This is a genomic window from Bradyrhizobium sp. NBAIM18 (genome assembly GCF_020193825.1).
Classification (GTDB): Bacteria; Pseudomonadota; Alphaproteobacteria; order Rhizobiales; family Xanthobacteraceae; genus Bradyrhizobium; species Bradyrhizobium yuanmingense.
In genome coordinates this window covers 1-13,616 of the sequence record NZ_JADYVO010000028.1, presented here as the reverse complement: position 1 = coordinate 13,616, position 13,616 = coordinate 1, and the positions used below count along the sequence as shown (strand labels likewise).

General features: G+C 61.4%; 16 protein-coding genes and 1 pseudogene. 5 read left to right on the top strand and 12 right to left on the bottom strand.

Going from position 1 to position 13,616, the window contains the following annotated elements; all coding sequences use genetic code 11:
- Positions 1-334: 334 nt before the first annotated feature.
- The 4 genes from I6F17_RS33965 to I6F17_RS33950 all read right to left on the bottom strand — a co-directional run bounded on the left by I6F17_RS33965 (position 335) and on the right by I6F17_RS33950 (position 3,556).
- A complete protein-coding gene (locus tag I6F17_RS33965) occupies positions 335-799 on the bottom strand; it encodes a nuclear transport factor 2 family protein (RefSeq protein WP_109141682.1) in 465 nt (154 codons plus the stop codon).
- A gap of 252 nt (positions 800-1,051) precedes the next feature.
- Entirely contained in the window at positions 1,052-1,927 is an 876-nt protein-coding gene (locus I6F17_RS33960; protein WP_109141683.1) for a 3-keto-5-aminohexanoate cleavage protein, read from the bottom strand.
- Between the two features lie 21 nt (positions 1,928-1,948).
- Positions 1,949-2,482: a cupin domain-containing protein gene (locus I6F17_RS33955; protein ID WP_109141684.1), complete on the bottom strand. Its 534-nt coding sequence runs from the start codon at positions 2,480-2,482 to the stop codon at positions 1,949-1,951.
- Positions 2,483-2,557: 75 nt separating this feature from the next.
- Entirely contained in the window at positions 2,558-3,556 is a 999-nt protein-coding gene (locus I6F17_RS33950; protein WP_109141685.1) for a fumarylacetoacetate hydrolase family protein, read from the bottom strand.
- Positions 3,557-3,733: 177 nt separating this feature from the next.
- Between I6F17_RS33950 and I6F17_RS33945 the strand changes: the two genes are divergently transcribed.
- Positions 3,734-4,408, top strand: coding sequence for a TetR/AcrR family transcriptional regulator (locus I6F17_RS33945; protein WP_225130309.1), 675 nt, complete (start codon positions 3,734-3,736; stop codon positions 4,406-4,408).
- Positions 4,409-4,428: 20 nt separating this feature from the next.
- Here the strand turns inward: I6F17_RS33945 and I6F17_RS33940 are convergent, their stop codons facing one another.
- A complete protein-coding gene (locus I6F17_RS33940) occupies positions 4,429-4,914 on the bottom strand; it encodes a PaaI family thioesterase (protein ID WP_109141687.1) in 486 nt (161 codons plus the stop codon).
- Positions 4,915-4,933: 19 nt separating this feature from the next.
- The gene (locus tag I6F17_RS33935) at positions 4,934-5,221 is read right to left on the bottom strand and encodes a hypothetical protein (RefSeq protein ID WP_225130307.1); all 288 of its coding nucleotides are present in this window, start codon (positions 5,219-5,221) and stop codon (positions 4,934-4,936) included.
- An 825-nt stretch (positions 5,222-6,046) separates the two neighbouring features.
- Between I6F17_RS33935 and I6F17_RS33930 the strand changes: the two genes are divergently transcribed.
- Together I6F17_RS33930 and I6F17_RS33925 are read left to right on the top strand one after the other, a co-directional pair.
- Positions 6,047-6,256, top strand: coding sequence for a helix-turn-helix domain-containing protein (locus tag I6F17_RS33930; protein ID WP_109141688.1), 210 nt, complete (start codon positions 6,047-6,049; stop codon positions 6,254-6,256).
- Between the two features lie 426 nt (positions 6,257-6,682).
- A pseudogene (locus I6F17_RS33925) lies at positions 6,683-6,847 on the top strand (JAB domain-containing protein); the annotation flags it as partial.
- Between the two features lie 4 nt (positions 6,848-6,851).
- Here the strand turns inward: I6F17_RS33925 and I6F17_RS33920 are convergent.
- The 6 genes from I6F17_RS33920 to I6F17_RS33895 form a co-directional block, all read right to left on the bottom strand.
- Positions 6,852-7,628, bottom strand: a complete 777-nt coding sequence (locus I6F17_RS33920) for a tetratricopeptide repeat protein (RefSeq protein WP_225130305.1) — start codon at positions 7,626-7,628, stop codon at positions 6,852-6,854.
- 94 nt (positions 7,629-7,722) lie between these two features.
- Positions 7,723-8,445, bottom strand: a complete 723-nt coding sequence (locus I6F17_RS33915) for an AprI/Inh family metalloprotease inhibitor (protein WP_036014220.1) — start codon at positions 8,443-8,445, stop codon at positions 7,723-7,725.
- On the bottom strand, positions 8,445-9,434 hold the full coding sequence (locus I6F17_RS33910) for a 2-hydroxyacid dehydrogenase (RefSeq protein WP_036045480.1): 990 nt from the start codon (positions 9,432-9,434) through the stop codon (positions 8,445-8,447). Before I6F17_RS33910 ends, I6F17_RS33915 begins: the two co-directional genes overlap by 1 nt.
- A complete protein-coding gene (locus I6F17_RS33905; protein ID WP_225130302.1) occupies positions 9,434-10,252 on the bottom strand; it encodes an ABC transporter permease in 819 nt (272 codons plus the stop codon). The genes I6F17_RS33910 and I6F17_RS33905 overlap by 1 nt, the downstream gene beginning before the upstream one ends.
- Positions 10,249-11,064 (bottom strand): ABC transporter ATP-binding protein, encoded by an 816-nt coding sequence (locus tag I6F17_RS33900; protein ID WP_225130350.1) that lies wholly within the window; start codon positions 11,062-11,064, stop codon positions 10,249-10,251. Before I6F17_RS33900 ends, I6F17_RS33905 begins: the two co-directional genes overlap by 4 nt.
- Positions 11,065-11,149: 85 nt before the next feature.
- Complete coding sequence (locus tag I6F17_RS33895) at positions 11,150-12,172, bottom strand: ABC transporter substrate-binding protein (RefSeq protein WP_225130300.1); 1,023 nt, start codon at positions 12,170-12,172, stop codon at positions 11,150-11,152.
- 153 nt (positions 12,173-12,325) lie between these two features.
- On the opposite strand from I6F17_RS33895, the gene I6F17_RS33890 reads away from it, so the two are divergent.
- Both I6F17_RS33890 and I6F17_RS33885 read left to right on the top strand, forming a co-directional pair.
- On the top strand, positions 12,326-13,132 hold the full coding sequence (locus tag I6F17_RS33890; RefSeq protein WP_225130299.1) for a creatininase family protein: 807 nt from the start codon (positions 12,326-12,328) through the stop codon (positions 13,130-13,132).
- 140 nt (positions 13,133-13,272) lie between these two features.
- Complete coding sequence (locus I6F17_RS33885; RefSeq protein ID WP_036045494.1) at positions 13,273-13,536, top strand: hypothetical protein; 264 nt, start codon at positions 13,273-13,275, stop codon at positions 13,534-13,536.
- Positions 13,537-13,616: the final 80 nt, after the last annotated feature.

Below are 13,616 nucleotides of genomic sequence, written 5' to 3'. Positions count from 1 at the left end.
CCGGCGGTCTTCGATCCTTCCGCTCCTGCGCGCGGCGGCGGGCCGGGAGGCGTCGGGACGAAGGACATCCCGACCATCGACCGCGCCTCCGGCGGGTCAAACAAAGGGCGACCAGGCGAGCCGGCTGTCCTCTCCCACTGACATTTCTAATGAGCGGAACCTGCGACTTGTCTATTGGGCGCCGACAAGTGCATTCCCACAATGACGCACTTTGCGAACGGGCTGAAGGCGACGAAGGCGCCCGTGCGGCCGGGCGGTGTGCTCCCTGTCTGGCTGGTGGAGCAAGGCGCGCCAAGAGCGCGCCTTTTGCTCACCCCTACTACGATCTGCGGCATCAAAACATCGTGTTGTTGTTCGCTGGATTATCGGGAATAGGCTGCACCACGTCCCAGTGTTCGACGATCTTGCCGTTCTCCAGCTTAAAGATGTCTACGATCGCGCGGCCTCTGCTGCCGGGCTCGCCGACGGAGTGAACGTGCAGGATGACAAAGTCGCCATCCACGAAGCTGCGCTTGATCTCGCTATGCGAGTTCGGGAACTTTTCGCGAAGAAAGCCGATAAATTTTCGGAACCCCTCCGGACCATCGGGCGCATTTGGATTGTGTTGGACATAACGATTTCCGACATAAGCAAGGGCCGAATCGGCGTCCTTCTGATTGAGGCCCTTCTCGTAGAAGGCCAGCACGGCGGCGCGGTTGGCTTCTTCCTGCGCGCTGGCGGCCATCACAGCGCTACTGCCGAGGGACAGTATAAAAATGGAAGCCGCAATCATTGCGACGGGCCGGACGATTAAATGCATATGAACTCCTAGGGGCCGCAGCCTCTGTCTTGCGATTGAGGAGGCCTGTATAGCTTTCTCGCCGGCCGACGTTAAGATAGTACCTGTAATCTCACAAAGTTACCGTGAGGAAACCCTGCGAAATGCGCAAACGTGAGTTCTCGTAGACCAGCAGGCGACGCGAGTTCGCTAAAGCGCCGCAAGTTCGGAAGTGCTACCGGCGTTACCGAGGTGTGACCCAATTGGTGGCTCCGCTTGGCCTCGAAAGGCCAACTATCCACCGAGGAGGATCTTCCGTGCCTCCGCCGGGGAGGCCGGTCTCGCCCCCTGGCGCGTGATAACCCGAGCTGCCTCCTCGACGAGTTGGGCGTTGCTCGACGCAAGTTGTCCTTTTGCGATGTAGAGATTGTCTTCGAGACCCACCCGCACGTGGCCTCCAAGTTCGCACGCCGCAGCGGCGATCTTGAACTGATCGTGTGAAATTCCAAATGCGCTCCAGAGCGCTCCGGGAGGAAGCATGGCGCGCATGACCTGAAGGACGTCCGACTGGGCCGGCGCTCCCCAAGGAACGCCCAGACAAAACTGGAAGAACGCCGGAGATTTCAGAACCCCGACTTCCAGTAGGTGTTTGGCTAACCGAATGTGACCCAGATCAAAAACCTCGATTTCGGGCTTGATGTTTGCATCTCTTATTGCCCGCCCCATCACCTCAAGGTCTTGAACGAGGTTGACCATCGCGATTCGTCCAAAATTCAACGTAGCTACATCCAGGCTGCAGACTTCCGGCTTCAGCTTCAGGATGTGCTCCAGTCGTTGTTGTGGAGTCATCGGCGGATTCACGCCTGGGGCCGGGTGGAGCAGCAGACCTTCCGCCGCATATAGCGAACCCGGGCCGCTGGTTAAGTTCACCACGACGTCCGTTGATGACCCCCGAATTCTTTCGACGACTTCCGAATAGTGCCCGAACTCGACCGACGGTGCACCCGTTGCCGGATCGCGAACGTGAATGTGCACGACAGCCGCGCCTGCCTTTGCGGCGTCTATTGCCTGATCAGCGATTTGCTTCGGCGTGATCGGAACTGCGGGATTCTTGCTAACTGTGTCGCCGGCACCGGTCAGCGCGCAAGTGATGATGGTCGGATTCAACATCGATCTTGACCAGCTTTGCTTCTATTGATGTTCGGCGTCGATCAGCACGAAGGCGACCCTGCAGATCCGGTCGGTACGATTGGACCAAGCATGGTTGGTGCCACGCTGGATTAAGACATCGCCGGGCCGCATCAGCGTCTCGCCTTCGTCGAGCATCGCCCAGATTTCCCCTTCCAGCACGATCGCGTAGTCGAGCGTATGCGTTTTGTGGAAGAAGAAGTGCCGCGCCTTGGTGTCAAAGGCTTCGGGGCTGCCGATCCCCTTCCTGAACTTCTCAAGCTCCTCGCGAGAGTAGAGGCTGTCCGGCGGAAATTCGGCAATGCGCAAAACATTCCCGCCGGCCGGAGGTTCAATGGCGAGCTTGCGATTGCCTGGAGCGGTTTCCACCTGCTGCACGATATCCGCAGGGGTTCTGTCGGCAACCCAGAGAACGGTTCCCGCCAACCCCGGTGTACCCGGCACGACATGCACATTGGGTGCTGCGCTATCCGAGACAATGACTGAACGGCCGTCAGCGCGATGTCCGGTCACGATGCGACGAACGGGTTTTGCCATGATGATTGGTTCTCGAACTGAGTATGAGCGGATTAGATACAGGTGCTATCGGCCCCGCTTGGGCTCCCCTGCGGATCACCAGAACTTCTTGCGCTTCTCGGGCCACCAGCGCTTTTCTTCGGGAGGACCGATCTTGGTGCGGAGCGTGCCAATCCGAGAGACCTCAAGCTCCAGAACGTCACCGGCCTCAAGCTTCCGGCCGATCTCCAGACCGGATCCGTTGCCAACCGTACCCGAAGCAAACAGGTCGCCCGGCTGCACGTATTCCGAGATCGACATGTAAGCCAGGGATTCACCCGGCGCCCAAACGGTCTCCGCGCTATTGCCGCGGGAGCATTCCTTGCCGTTGATGCGAACCGTCATCTCCAGATCATCGAGGCGGCCGATCTCGTCCATCGTCACGATCCATGGACCGATGCCGAAGGCAAAGTCCTTGCCTTTCCCGGGGCCCATGCCGATCTTCATCTCAAGCTTCTGGATGTCGCGCGCGCTGAAATCGTTGAAGATCGTCACGCCGAAGATCGCCCGCTGCGCCTCGTCGGGTGTCAGGTTGTGGCAGACGCGCCCGACGATGTAGCCAAGCTCCAATTCGTAATCGAAGTGGTCGGTATAGAATGGCTTGGGCACTTCGGCATCGTGACCAACCGCGGTGAACGGGGTGCCTTTGAAGTAACCGGGAATCTCGAGCAACGCTTCGGCAGGCTCGCCCCCGACACGCTCATGAAATTGCTTGATGTGCTTGACGAATGTCAGGCCATCCCGGATGACCGGAGGATCGACCGCGCTCAGCCAGTTCACGCTCGAGATTGCAGTGGAGGCATCGTCAGCGCGCGTCTGTAGCGCCTCGTGGGCGGTTTCCAGGAAGACATCTCCAAGACCAATCGCTGCCGACATGCTCCCGGGGAAGATCGCCGAGGCTAACCGCTGAGCCCCCTCCTCCGTCGCGCCCTTCGCCTGCCGACGAAGGATTTCCGCCGTCGCGAGGTCGACCACCCTGCTCTTCGCTGTGTCCACAGCGACAAGGCGCGTGACCGTTCCGAACGGCGTTGCGACTGAAATTCGTCCGAGCTTCATGGCTTCCTCCTAGTTATTATACGAAACGTATCGTATCGTTAACTGCGGTCGAGAGTCAAGCGAGGTCGTTTACCAGCTTTCAACAGCTCTCGAGGGAAGTCGTTTGTCGGAAGACGTGACGCCGTGCTACGGAAACGCACTGGCTCGATATCCATTGAAGTTTGCTCGACACTGGCCATGCCATCACCCAAGCGCGTCCCAGCACGCGGACCGATAAACTCTAAAGATACCGACCCCTCGGATCCAAGGCCGATCGGGAGACCGCGCGATCTCGCCTCCAGGCGGTCGATTTTGTCGGCCACAATGGCCCTTCTGCAGACGGTTTCGGTCAGCGATCTCGCGATCGAAACAGTGGCGCGCGACGCCGGGGTTTCAAAAGCCACGATCTATCGGTGGTGGGACAGCAAGGGCGCGCTGGTCATCGACGCGTTCATGGAATCCCATTTCAGCAATACCCCGATGCCAACCGCCGTCGATCCACGGACCGCCATCAAACGGCACCTGACTTCCCTCGCGCAGTATTTCAGCGGCCGGGCCGGGAAGCTGGTCGTTCAGATCCTGTGCGAAGGTCATGACAACAATGCGCTGTTGGCCGAGTTCAATGCACGGTTCGCAAAGAACCGTCGGCGTCTCGTTCAGGAGACCTTCAAGCGGGGGCAGCGGGAGGGCCTCTTCAGGCCCGACATTGATGCGGCCTGGGCTGTCGAGATGCTTTATTCGCCGATCTACCGGCGCTTGATTTTCGGCGAGCCGCTGGATGGAGAGTTCATCACGCTCCTTTGCGGGAGCGTCGATGCCATGTTTTCCACGGAGTCTAAGTCCAAGGCGTCGCGACAGAAATCAAAGACGTAATTCTCGCCGGCTTCGCATTGTCACGCGATCTCGGCGCCGGCGGGTGGCTCAATGAACGACTTGCGACGGGGCGCCACGACGGCCAACGAGGATACCGAGGTGGCAACAGCCTTGTTCTCGCGATCCAGAAGCTGCGCGCGCGTGAACACGACCGCCTTTCCGCAGCGTTCGACTTCGGCGACTGCTCTGTATGGCCCCGGTTTGGCCGACCTGAGATAAGAGACGTTGATGTTGATCGTTGCGACGGAAAGTCCGTCAGGAATTGCCAGCAGCGCGGCATACGCCATGGCGAAGTCCAGCATCATCGTGACCGCGCCCCCGTGAATGACGTCCTCAGCCTGCAAGAACTGCTCACCGACAAGGAAGGACAGCTCGATACTTGGCCCTAAGAGGTCGATTTCTTCAAGCTTGGTTCCCAAGGCTTCGGCGAGGGAGGTCGACCTGACAGCAGCCGGCAATCCCTCCCCCGACCGGTATTGCCGCAGAAATTTTTGATCCAGGTTCATTGCCGATACCAAATGAATGTCACCGTGATGCCGCGCTCGGCGCGATCGCACTGTCGCGGAAGACCGAGAACCGACCAACCAGGCAAAGAAGGGACGAGACGAGCAGGCAGGTTGCGGCGACTACAAACCAGGGCAAGTAGTTGCCGGCTCGATCGTAGAGCATTCCGGCCAGAATCGGCCCACCGCCGCCACCGATCGACACCGCGAGATAGATGCCGCCAAATAACGTGCTGAAGTGCGCTGGTGGGAAGCGTCTGCCGACAAGGAAAAGAGCGAGGTCAAATTCTGAGCCAATCGTGAATCCCATTGCAAGGGTTCCCGGTAAGATCAACTCCGAATTACCCGAGGTCAGCATGAGCACCCCGCAGGCAGATAACAGAAAGCCGACGTGCTTACGCGCATTGAGGCCGCATTGGCCAGGAAGCGGCTTCGAGAATCTGACGTGTCGCGGAACACCCAGGTTTGCGATCGCGCTCGCAAGACCAATGCTTTCTGGGGTCGCGACCTCCCTGGACCCTCTGAATTGAATTCCTGCGTCCCTTCCGATTTGACGATGCCCCCAGTCTTGCCCTTGTCGGCGCATGGTCATGCCGCTCGAGCGGAGAACGCTGATGGCGTCCAATTCCAGGGCAGAAGCTCGTGCAGCCGATGAACTGGGTGGGCCCAGCATCTCCGCCCAGGCGCCCCTGGCGCGCTTGTCGAGTGAGCAAAGAAGCGGATTGGCGTATACCAGGACAAGCTCAAGCTGAATCTACATCGGGACAATCATTGAAGGCGCGTTGAGCGTGGGGTAACGAGCTCTTGGCTCGAGCGGAGGCAAGTGAGCGCGCCATGTGATTTTCCGAGGCGTACCGCGCGGCGAGGCTGCATTGGCCGAGTCCGCTTTTCAGTCTCGGGACATACCCGCAGCCAGACTAGGTCATGTGCCGGCAGCCGAGAGGCGCAAGTATTTTTGCTACGCCCTGTAACGCCATCTTGCGACTGTGAACTAAAGTCGACGCGCCAACTCGTCCCGGTTCGACAAGAGCTATGCGCGTCATCGTGAATATCGTTTTCTTCCGGCATTCTGGGTGTCACCATCGCAACTGTCTCGACCGTGACGTCTCGCGCGGCAGAGTGCTGGAGAAGACGAATGACAGACGCTAAATTCCTTACCCCGGAGGAAGTGTCCGCACGATATCGTAACGAGGTCACTGTTGGTACGCTGCGGAATTGGCGCGCGATGCGAACAGGGCCCGCATATATCAAGATCGGGAAAGCCGTCTTATACCCGGTCAGTGAGCTTGACGCTTGGGATCGCAGAAATCTTGTGATTTGTAGTGCGTCGAAAGGACTGGAGTAAGCTAGCTCCCTCAGGCCCGCACACTGTAGGCTCGCATCCTTCATGCCGCGATACTCGCCAACCGCGCACAGTTTTCCACGCTCGGCGGTGTACGTCGTCAATCGTCGCCCACGTCGAAAATGAGCTCGCGCCACTGGGCCATTTTCCCAACGGGCCTTCCAGCGATGATCAAATACTCAATAGAGAGAAGGCGACGTTGAGCTGAGTACTCGCTTCGACGTGAGTCCCCTGTCTTTGAGAGATCGCAGAAGGTAGTGTAGACTCGTTCGTGATCCAGCGTGCTCTAAAGCAAACGGTCGATGCGCAGACCGTCGTGAGGGTGATGTTCACGTTGGATCATCGTGGACCGATCCCAGGTCCATACCCCAATGGCTCTTTGCTGCGACAAAAATGGCCCTACATCAAAGCGATATCCCCTGAGCGAGAATGATGCACAACCATCCAAGCGGCGATCCCTCGCCGTCGCAAGCCGATATCCAGATGACCAAGGCGATCATCGAGATTGCAAAGCCGCTCGGGATTGCCGTGCACGATCATATCATCGTCGGCAAGAGCGGGCATGCGAGCTTGAGGGGGTTGCGGTTGATCTAGACTATCAGAACGCCTGGTTCTTGGCGGCTTTCAAATGGTCTTCCGCGGCCGAGATGCCGGCGAATGCCTTCAGCGTCAGAGCGGTCGGTTGCGGCTTCCATTCGGCAACCAGTTTCTCGGCCTTCTCGAGCTCAGGCTTCGATAACATCGAAGCCATCTCGTTGACATTCTTGGCCGGCGCCACCTTCGAGAGCTTGAAATAGGCATACGACAGGGACAGGTCCCTCGGCGTGCCCTTTCCTGCGGAATATGCGCGGGACAGGCTGAAGAGGGCGCTGGGGAGCCCCTGGTCGCCGGCCATCTTCCACCACTTCAGCGCTTCTTCCCAATTCCCTTGTCGGTCATACATGAGAGCGACGTCGTGCTGGGCACGCGCGTAACCGGCCTTGGCGGACACAAGCTTGTACTTCAATGCCTGATCCGGATCCGTTGCGACGACGCCCACGCCTTGCCCGTCATAATAACAGCCGAGCTTGTAGGCTCCGAGCGGATCGTTGGCCGCAGCCGATTTTTGAAACCACTCGAATGCCTGGCTGCGGTCCTGCTGTGTGCCGATGCCGCTATTGTGCATCATGCCGACATGATATTGCGCCTCCGCATCTCCGCGATTGGCCAACGCGACCATCGCATTGAAGGTGCGGCTGTCATTCGCGCTGGCGGGCGTCGCGACAAGCAGAAGGCACGAAAAGGCCAGGGCAACGAATTTCATGTCAAAGCCCGATCGAGTTTGAACGATTCCTGTCTTGGTCTCTCCAGATGCGAGAAAAGTTCGAGCCGGCAATATTCCGGGGTCAAGGCGATTTTTGGCCCATCCGAGTTCGTCCCGTCAGGGCACGACCAAACGCCGCACGGCCTTAGCGGTCTCGGCCGACGCCCTACTGGCGCAGCATGATCAGGGGATCGGCGGTGTCGGGGACGCGGCGCCATTGCGCGTTGTCGTCGGCCTCGAACTGCCAGGCTTCGCCGGATTTCGACATCAGAATGATCTGGCCGCGCTCGAGGCGCCATTGCGTCGGGTTGAACTGCGCGATCGTGGCGTCGCATCTCGGCTTGAGGAAGACCTGGAAATTGTCCGCATCAGCCTCGGTGTTGGTCAGCGTCAGCCCGCACACCGGCTGGCCGTTGCGGCGCACCATCGACCAATCGCCGATCATCTGGTCCATTGACTTCGCCATCGAGCGCGCGGCGGCGAGATCCTGCAGGATGTAGACGCCCTCGCCCTGGCGCAGGCCCTCGAAGATGCCGGCCTCGACCTCGGTGAAGTCGATCACGGCTTCGCCGGTCGCATCCTGCAGGCGCACGATGTCGAGGCCCCTCACGCTCCAGGCCACAATGTCCTTGGTGAAGGGCAGCGCGGTCTTGCAGGACGGCTCCAGCTCCAGCTTGAAACCCTGGCCTGCGGCGTCAGCCTTCAGCGTGACGACGCAGGTCTTGCTGCGCTCGGTGGTCGACAGCTCCCACTGTCCTGGCATCTGCTTCTTCAGGCTCGCCGCATCCTGCGCATGCGCGATGCCGATCGCAGCCAAGGAGGCCGCGACGGCGCCGATCGCGGCCAGGCAGGCCGCAACGACATATGCGAGAAGACGACGAGCGATCATCAGCGTCCCTTGACCGGCGTTTCCGCAACCGGCGTCAGCGGCGCCTTGCCGGCGAACCAGGCCTTGAGATTGTCGACCACGAGCTGGTCCATGGCGTTGCGCGTCACCACCGAGGCCGAGCCGATATGCGGCAACAGCACGACATTCTGCATGGTCTTGAGCTCGTCGGGCACGTTCGGCTCGGCCGCGAACACGTCGAGCCCGGCGGCGAGAATAGTGCCGGATTTCAGCGCCTGGATCAGCGCCGGCTCGTCGATCACCGAGCCGCGGGCGACGTTGACCAGCACGCCGCGCGGGCCGAGCGCCTTGAGCACCTCGGCATTGATCATCTTGTTGGTGCTGGCACCGCCGGGCACGATCACAACAAGCGTGTCGACCGCTTTCGCCATCTCGATCAGGTCAGGATAGTGCTTGTACGAGACGTCCTTGGAGGGATTGCGGGAGTGGTAGACCACCGGCACCAGCGAGGCGTCGAGCCGGCGCGCGATGGCCTGGCCGATCCGGCCCATGCCGACGATGCCGACCTTGCGGTCGCGCAGCGAGCCGACGCTGAGCGGATAGTTCTGGGTCTGCCAGAGCCCGGAGCGGACATAGCGATCGGCCTTGATGAACTCGCGCAAGGTGGAGATCAGAAGGCCCATCGCGACGTCGGCGACCTCCTCGGTCAAGACGTCGGGCGTGTTGGTGACGATAATGCCGTGCTCGGCCGCATATTTGGCGTCGATGTGGTCGTAGCCGACGCCGAAGCTCGCCACCATCTCCAGCTTCGGCAGCTGCGACAGCGAGTCCTTGTCCGCGCGCACGGTGTGGTAGGTCACCGCGACGCCGCGGATCTTGTCGCGGACCGCCGGCGTCAGCCGCTCGAGATCGCCGCGCGTCTCCGCCTTGTGCACGACGAAATGATCGGAAAACCCGTTCTCGAGGATCGGCCGCACCGGCCCATAGATCAGAAGGTCGATCTTTTCGGACGAAATCGAACCGGCAGCCATCAGTTTTCCTTTCCAAGCGCGCTCTCATGCCAGCGCCGTAAAACGAGGTGGGAAATTAGCGCCAGCACCCCATAGATGACAATCCCGGCCAGCGACAACAGAAGCAGCGCGGCAAACATGCGGGGTATGTTCAAGCGATAGCCTGACTCGGCGATCCTGTAGGCGAGCCCGGAGCCGGCGCCGGCCGTTCCGGCCGCGATCTCGGCCACGACCGCGCCGATCAGCGACAGGCCGCCGGCGATGCGCAGGCCGCCGAGGATGTAGGGCAGCGCCGCCGGCAGCTTGAGGAAGCGCAGGGTTTGCGGCTTCGATGCGCCATAGAGCTGGAACAGGCCGGCGAGGTTGCGGTCCACCGAGTTCAGCCCGAGCGTGGTGTTCGACAGCACCGGGAAGAAGGCGACGATGAAGGCACAGACGACCACCGCGGTCTGCTGCTCCAGATAGATCAGCAAGAGCGGCGCGATCGCGATGACAGGCGTCACCTGCAGCACGATTGCATAGGGGAACAGCGAGTGTTCCACCCATTTCGACTCGTTGAACAGCAGCGCCAGTGCGATGCCGCCGATGCTAGCGGCGACAAAACCTTCGAGCGTGGTGACAAGCGTCGCCGCCAGCGATTGTGACAGCACCGCCCAGTCCTTGATCAGTGTCAGCACGATGACGGAGGGCGCCGGCAGCACGTAAGGCGGGATCTCCCTGATGCGGACCACGAGTTCCCAGGCGAGGAGGCCGGCTGCGAAGACGATGACGGGCAGCACGAAGCGCATCGCGCGTTGCGCGCCGGACGACTTTGCGGGCACGGGAGCTTGTGCGTTCATAGCGTCGACTGACCCGAATAGGACGGCGCCAGCGCGGCCGACACGCGTCGGCAATAATCGGAATAGGCCGTCGAGGTGCGAAACTCCTCGCCCCGCGGCTCGACCGTCTCGATGCGGATGTCGGCCTGGATGCGGCCGGGGCGCGCCGTCATGACGACGACGCGCTGCGACAGATAGACGGATTCGAACACCGAATGGGTGACGAAGATGACGGTCTTGCGTAAGCGTCGCCACAACGTGAGCAGATCGTTGTTGAGGCGGAAGCGAGTGATCTCGTCGAGCGCGGCGAACGGCTCGTCCATCAGGAGGATATCGGGATCGGTGACAAGCGCACGCGCCAGCGACACCCGCATCTTCATGCCGCCGGAGAGCTCGCGCGGAAAGGCATCGGCGAAATCGGCAAGGCCGACGCTGGCGAGCGCCGCGTCGGCACGCGCGCGCCCCTCCGCCTTCGGCACGCCGCCGAGCTTCAGCGGCAGGCGCACGTTCTCGCGGACGTTGGCCCAGGGCATCAGGGTCGGCTCCTGAAACACGAAGCCGATGCCGTGACCTGGCTGCGCCTCGCCCTCATGACGCGCCACCCGCACCGTACCCGACGACGGCGCGCCGAGCTCGGCGATCAGCCGCAACACCGTCGATTTGCCGCAGCCGGACGGGCCCAGCAGCGAGATGAACTCGCCCTTGCGGACGGCAAGGTCGAACGGGCCGAGCGCCATCACGCCGTTGTCGTAAGTTTTCGTCACGCCACGCAGGCTGACGGCGAGATGCGTCAGGCTGGCCTCGACGGCGGGCGCGGTTCTGCTCTCTGTCATCACGCGCTGAACATGGCGGGGCACGTCACCTCTCCCCAGCGGGGAGAGGTGGGCGCCAGCCTGACCGGCGTGCCTGATCTCAACATTACGGCTTGTTCGGGCGCAGCTCGAGGCCGACGCCCTTGTTGACGAAGCGCAGCGTGTAGGATTTGCGGTAATCGAGATCCGCCTTCACGACCCCAGCCTTGACCATCTTGTTGAAGAAGGAGGCGTAGCGCTCGTCGCTCATTGCGCCGATGCCGTTCTTCAAGCTGTCGCCGGAATCGACGATGCCGTGCTCCTTCATCTTGACGACGGAATAGGCCATGAGATCGTCGGTCATCTCCGGGTTGAGCTGCTTGATCAGGGCGTTGCCGGCGGAATTGTCCCGGTAGAGGTAATTGTACCAGCCGATCATGGAGGCATCGACGAAGCGCTGCACAAGGTCAGGCTTCTTCTCGACGATTTCGCGGCGGGTTTCGATCAGCGTCGAATAGGTGTTGAAGCCGTAATCGGCGAGCAGCAGCACATTGGGCTTGAAGCCGGCGGCCTTCTCCACCGCAAACGGCTCGGAGGTGACGTAACCCTGCATGGCGCTCTTCGGGTTGGCGATGAAGGGCTGCGGATTGAAATTATAGGGGCGGACGTTCTTCTCGCTGAAGCCATATTCGGACTTCAGCCACTGGAAGTAGCTGGTCATGCCTTCCTTGGAGACGAACAGCGTCAGCGGCTTGAGGTCCTCGAGCTTGGCGACCTTGGCGTCGGGCTGCGTCAGCATCACCTGCGGGTCCTTCTGGAAAATCGCGGCGATGGTGATGACGGGAACGTTGTTGGCGACGGCGTCGAACGACATCAGCGTGTTCGCGGCCATGAAGAAATCGATCTTGCCGGCGATCAGCAGCATCCGGTTGTTCTCGTTCGGGCCGCCGGGGACGATGGTGACGTCGAGGCCGTATTTCTTGTAGGTGCCGTCGGCGACCGCCTGGAAGAAGCCGCCATGCTCGGCCTCGGCGACCCAGTTGGTGCCGAAGGTGACCTTGTCGAGCGTTTGGGCGCGCGCCGGCGCAAAAGAGGCGAGAGCGGCCAACAAGCCCGCAACTAACGCTCGCCGCAGATGAAAGGGGGTCATAATGGCACTCCGTCGATCGTGGCTGGCCCAATCGCGTCTGGTCCGGCTGAAGGCAACGCGATAGAACCGCATGACATCAGGGGATGCGAGCCGGCCGGGCCCGCATCCCCTCATACCGCAAATTACGTGACAAATTCGGGCAAGGAAACCTCGATGACGCCCTCCCGCGACTGGATCGACATCGACTGGGCTGATGCGAGCCCCGGCGAGGCGTCGCGCTGGATCGTGGTGCTGCCGCTGGCGGCAACCGAGCAGCACGGCCCGCATCTGCCGCTGACGACGGACGTGCTGATCGCGGACGCCTATCTGGCACGTGTGCGCCAGCTGTTACCCACCAGCATTCCGGCGAGCTTCCTCCCGGTCGAACGGGTCGGGATCTCCACCGAACATATCGACTATCCGGGCACGCAGACGCTGCCGACTGAAATCGCGCTGAGGAAATGGGCAGCGATCGGCGCGGACGTTGCACGCCGCGGCGTGAGGAAGCTCGTCATCGTCACCAGTCATGGCGGCAACAGCGCGGCGATGATGCTGGTCGCGCAGGATCTGCGTGCGCATCACAAGCTGTTCGTGGTGACGACGTCGTGGTCGCGGCTCTCAGGCGCCGACAAATTGTTCCCGGCCGATGAAGTGCGGCACGGCATTCACGGCGGCGCGGTCGAAACCTCGATCATGCTGGCGCGCTATCCGGATCAGGTGCGCAAGGATGCGATCGCCGATTTTCCCGCGAGCAGCATCGCGATCGAGCAGCAGTATCGCTGGCTGTCGACGCAGCGGCCGGCGCCGTTCGCCTGGCAGGCGCAGGATCTCAACACCAGCGGTGCCGTCGGCAACGCGACGCTGGCGCAGCCAGAGAAGGGCGAGCAGCTGCTCGATCAGGGCGCGACGGCGTTCTGCGAGCTGCTGGGTGAGGTCGATAACTTCGACGTGAACAGGCTTGCCAAGGGTCCCCTCGGCTAGGGGGCATCTTCCTGGATTCATTCAGGAAAGATCTATTCTTCGCGAGCGCATTTGCAGTCTTCGAACCGGACGCGAGCAGCCTCCGTCCAACTGGGCACGCGGGCCACAACGGACCGCCTCAACCCCGGATGGAGTTTCACATGTCGATCAAGACCAAGATTGCCGCCGCAGCTCTCGCTGCCCTCGCCGTCACCGGCAGCATCGCGTCCACCACCACCTCGGCCGAAGCCAAGCAGCCCGGCTGGGTCTGGGGTGTCGGTGCCGGCATCGCCACCGCCGCCGTCGTCGGCTCCGCGATCGCCGCCAGCAACGATCCCTATTACCACGGCTATCACCGCTGCGGCTGGGTCGCCCAGTACAACGCCTTCGGCCAGTACGTCGGCCGCGTTCGCACCTGCTACTGATCTGAGTATCTGAGGCCGATCTCCACGTGGATCCCGCGTCCGACACGGGCGCCTCATCCACCCCGTGTCGTGCCCCCGAC

Coding starts and splice junctions, on each gene's coding strand:
- I6F17_RS33895 (WP_225130300.1), bottom strand. CDS start 12,172: ATGACCCCCTTTCATCTGCGGCGAGCGTTAGTTGCGGGCTTGTTGGCC.
- I6F17_RS33955 (WP_109141684.1), bottom strand. CDS start 2,482: ATGGCAAAACCCGTTCGTCGCATCGTGACCGGACATCGCGCTGACGGC.
- I6F17_RS33945 (WP_225130309.1), top strand. CDS start 3,734: ATGCCATCACCCAAGCGCGTCCCAGCACGCGGACCGATAAACTCTAAA.
- I6F17_RS33890 (WP_225130299.1), top strand. CDS start 12,326: ATGACGCCCTCCCGCGACTGGATCGACATCGACTGGGCTGATGCGAGC.
- I6F17_RS33905 (WP_225130302.1), bottom strand. CDS start 10,252: ATGAACGCACAAGCTCCCGTGCCCGCAAAGTCGTCCGGCGCGCAACGC.
- I6F17_RS33935 (WP_225130307.1), bottom strand. CDS start 5,221: ATGGGATTCACGATTGGCTCAGAATTTGACCTCGCTCTTTTCCTTGTC.
- I6F17_RS33930 (WP_109141688.1), top strand. CDS start 6,047: ATGACAGACGCTAAATTCCTTACCCCGGAGGAAGTGTCCGCACGATAT.
- I6F17_RS33950 (WP_109141685.1), bottom strand. CDS start 3,556: ATGAAGCTCGGACGAATTTCAGTCGCAACGCCGTTCGGAACGGTCACG.
- I6F17_RS33960 (WP_109141683.1), bottom strand. CDS start 1,927: ATGTTGAATCCGACCATCATCACTTGCGCGCTGACCGGTGCCGGCGAC.
- I6F17_RS33915 (WP_036014220.1), bottom strand. CDS start 8,445: ATGATCGCTCGTCGTCTTCTCGCATATGTCGTTGCGGCCTGCCTGGCC.
- I6F17_RS33900 (WP_225130350.1), bottom strand. CDS start 11,064: ATGACAGAGAGCAGAACCGCGCCCGCCGTCGAGGCCAGCCTGACGCAT.
- I6F17_RS33965 (WP_109141682.1), bottom strand. CDS start 799: ATGCATTTAATCGTCCGGCCCGTCGCAATGATTGCGGCTTCCATTTTT.
- I6F17_RS33940 (WP_109141687.1), bottom strand. CDS start 4,914: ATGAACCTGGATCAAAAATTTCTGCGGCAATACCGGTCGGGGGAGGGA.
- I6F17_RS33910 (WP_036045480.1), bottom strand. CDS start 9,434: ATGGCTGCCGGTTCGATTTCGTCCGAAAAGATCGACCTTCTGATCTAT.
- I6F17_RS33885 (WP_036045494.1), top strand. CDS start 13,273: ATGTCGATCAAGACCAAGATTGCCGCCGCAGCTCTCGCTGCCCTCGCC.